Source organism: Methanobrevibacter sp. (genome assembly GCF_045541095.1).
Classification (GTDB): Archaea; Methanobacteriota; Methanobacteria; order Methanobacteriales; family Methanobacteriaceae; genus Methanocatella.
Genome location: NZ_JAZQIJ010000133.1, coordinates 1 through 3,684 on the forward strand (window position 1 = coordinate 1; position 3,684 = coordinate 3,684).

A 3,684-nucleotide genomic window follows, 5' to 3' on the forward strand; every position below is an offset into this window, starting at 1 on the left:
AAGTTTAAAAAAGCAAAACATTAACATTTTTGTCTGAACCCATGGGACGAGGGAGATAGCCTAGGATAATATCAAATAACCAACGATATATAATAAAAAACCTAGGAATCCTCAACTTCAATAAGTTGAGGTAGTTCAATACATCGGAAAGAGAAGCAACTGGTTTGGTGAGATTCCGGAAACCCCTCGGGAGGATGATTCTTAAATTGAGATACATCATCCATCTTTTAATCGATGAATGGAATAAAATCAAAATATGGAAATAGAGATTATCTGAAAACCCCTAGTAAAAAAAAGAAATAGGGAAAAATATAATCCCTATTTTTTAACGGTTATTTTTTTGCTTACAGCATCTTTACCATAAGAAACCTTATAGGAGTATTTTTTACCAACTTTAAGTTTTTTAAGCACATTCTTTTTGATTTTGAAAATTGCAACACCTTTCTTGCTGGTTTTTACCTTATAGGTTTTGCCTTTGAATTTCAAGGTTACGTATTTGCCTTTAATGTATTTCTTGTTGACCTTTTTCAAGGTCACTTTGATTTTAAGGACTTTTGCAGATTTTTTAGCCTTAAGGTTTTTAGCAACAACAATGCTGTTCACTTTAACCTTGTTTTTAACAGTTACATCTTTATATGTTGCAGTGATTGCGTATTTACTTGATTTTGGTTTAACAGTAGGTATTTTATAAGTTGCATAACCTTTGCTGTCGGTTTTAACCTTTTTGGTGACACCGTTGAATTTGAAGGTTACGTATTCCCCGACTACAGCCCTTCCGTCGATAGTTACACGAACCTTATAAGCGGTGCCAGCTGAGTAAAGCATGACAACATCCTTATTGCCTGTGATAACCGGTTTTGATGGAACTACAGGTTTAGCGACAGTGTAGACTTTCAATATTGCTGTTACATTATCTTTAGCAAGATCTTCCCAATTGACACCATCCACACTTCCAAATGAAACGTTTTCCTTATGATGATGTCTTGAATTAGATTCGAAAGGTAGAGAACTATTTTTGAATACAACTTTAAAAGTATCATTTGCTGAAATTGGAATGTATTGTGTTAATTTGATGGTATGATAACCTGCAAATGGGCTTACGCCATTTTGTGTGTGTTTTAACACTCCATTAACATAAATATCAAATTCATAATCAACTCCATCACTATCAAAGTAAGTACCCACGGCTGCAATTAAATCATCTTCAAGAGCAGTGTAGGTATTTGAGAAGTACTTGTATTGATCTACAAAGTTATTTAACTGTCCTGCATCTGCTTGATAATTCTTATTGTATGGAACAGTGTTGTTAAATAAGTAAGCCGCATAGTATGGATACTGCTGAGGGTTTTGAGTATTGAATGAGGCATCATAATATGACAGGTAGAAATAGCCTTCATCTCCCCAGTCTGTACCCCAGCTGTTTTTAATAATCCATGCACCATCACCCGAAGGTGGATTTAGGAAATTACTTGCAGGATAATTATCATCCCAACCAACAAGAGTTACCGCATGATTTATACCTTCAGTTCCATTGTAATAACGTGCAGCAGATGTTTCGTTATAATATTTTGAACTCTCACCTGCATAAATTGCCACTAGAAATGCTCCGTAGTCCATTAATGCTTTTTTAAAGATATAATTGTCTGTTGCATTTTGACGAGCCGGGAAGAACACTACGTCCTGAACATGTATGCTTTCATTTGCCATGTTGATATGAGTGGATACTTTTCCAAGCTCATCATATCTATCCAGATCGGTTGGATATGGACCGTACCAGTTTACAAGATATCCGACACCTGTGGATTGTTGTGCACCTTCTAAAATTCCATTAACTCCATAAATTGAATATTGAAGCATTGTATTTTGAATATTATCCTGTGAAAAATTATATAATTTTCCGGTTGCTTTAAGCAATGCTGATTCTAAAGCACCGGATGTTGCAAATGTCCAGCAGGCACCCATATAACCCTGGTCTCTGACAGGACCCACTAATCCATAATCCTTTAAATTGAATTTATCCGGTAAGGTGTCAAATTTATAAGGAGTGTTATTAATCAGTGTTAATTCTATTCCGTCGTTTACCACAATTGTTGCATAAAATGTGTTGTTAACAGAAACCAAATCATTATTGAATTTATTGTCTTCGGCAATGTCTTGTGTTGAGAATACTGAGTATAGGGCATTTCCGTTGTCCTTGAAGGTGTTGTTTTGTAATGTGAGTTTGGAATCATAGGTGAATACCGCATCCCCTTTGTTTGATCCGTGATTGTCAATGAAAGTTGAACCCTTGATTAATATGTCTCCTTTATCAAAGTACAATACTCCCCCAATTTCCAAATCTTCTTTAACAACATTATTTCTCTTGAATGTGGAATTTTCAATGGATACATCAGCATATGATGTCCATAATACTCCACCATCACACATTGCAATATTATCTTCAAAAGTTGAGTTAATGATATTTAACTCAGATCTAAGCTGCATTACGGCACCCCCAAATGCAGCAAAACAACCATGGAATTTTGAGTTGGCGATTGTCACATAACCCTGTTCAATATCAGCAAAAATCACCCCACCATTCTTACCTGAAGTGATATTTATAAATTCACAATCCTCAACAGTTAAATTAACCTCATATTTAACGCCAATTGCACCAGCACTATTCAAAACAGTAAGATTCCTGAATTTAGTGTTACGTACAGTCACCCTACCATCTTCACCATAAATTGCATTGGCATAGCTTGAACGTGAATTTGCAAAAGTGGAACCGTCAACAATCAATGCTCCGCCAGAAAAATAAATATGTGACCATTTTGACTCGATTCCACCTTCAAAAGTGGAATTTACAACAGTTACATTAGACTTTTCGTTGAAAAAAATGTCTGAACTTCTAGTACCAGTATTTGAAATAAATTTTGAATTGTTTACAACCAGATTGGCAGCACTTAATTCAATTCCACCAGAATCATATTTGGAGGATGAGTTTTGAATGGTGACATTGTTCAGATAATACTCTGCATTTGGCTGAACGAAAGACACTGCACCATTTAATGCATTTTTGATTATCAAATTTTTTAGAGTGACATTGTTCCCAATTATATTAAATATTCTCGCTTTTCCGTTCCCGTCAATACTATATCCGTTACCGTCCAAAAGGAAGTTGCTTTTGGTGACATTAATTCCATCTGTGAAATTGATGTCATTGCCTTCATCGTAGACATAGTCATGAGTAAGTTTTAATTCATTTGTACTTTCATTTATGTCTTTATTTAAATCATTGAAGTTAGCATTTGGTGAATCTGATGTTAATAAATCCCCATTACTTGTAAAGTTCGTTATGTTTTTTTCTGCAGATACTGCTGATAATGTGAATAATATCAGCAAAATCAAACTTAAAACAATTAATTTATTTATTTTCATACACACATATATTAGTTAAGAAACTATTAAATATATTTCTATTAAATTTTCTAATGTATATTATATATGATGATATATTGAACGGGTTTCAAAGTATTTGATTTATTTCATTGTGCCTCCCAGGTAATTGAATAGTATAAGATTCCATTTTCGATTTTGAATTCTATAATGGGCTTGACTGCATAGGGATAGCCTGAGTCCACATACTTGGTGCCGTTCCAGTAGAACCAGTGGCCTGTTGCCTGGTCAATGTATGGGCCTTTG

The 3,684-nt window shown here is 34.6% G+C and carries 1 protein-coding gene; it reads right to left on the reverse strand.

Translation table 11 applies throughout. The features are described from left to right. Positions 1 to 318 precede the first annotated feature (318 nt). The gene (locus ACKI2P_RS05515; RefSeq protein ID WP_407375768.1) at positions 319 to 3,420 is read right to left on the reverse strand and encodes a C1 family peptidase; all 3,102 of its coding nucleotides are present in this window, start codon (positions 3,418 to 3,420) and stop codon (positions 319 to 321) included. Positions 3,421 to 3,684: the final 264 nt, after the last annotated feature.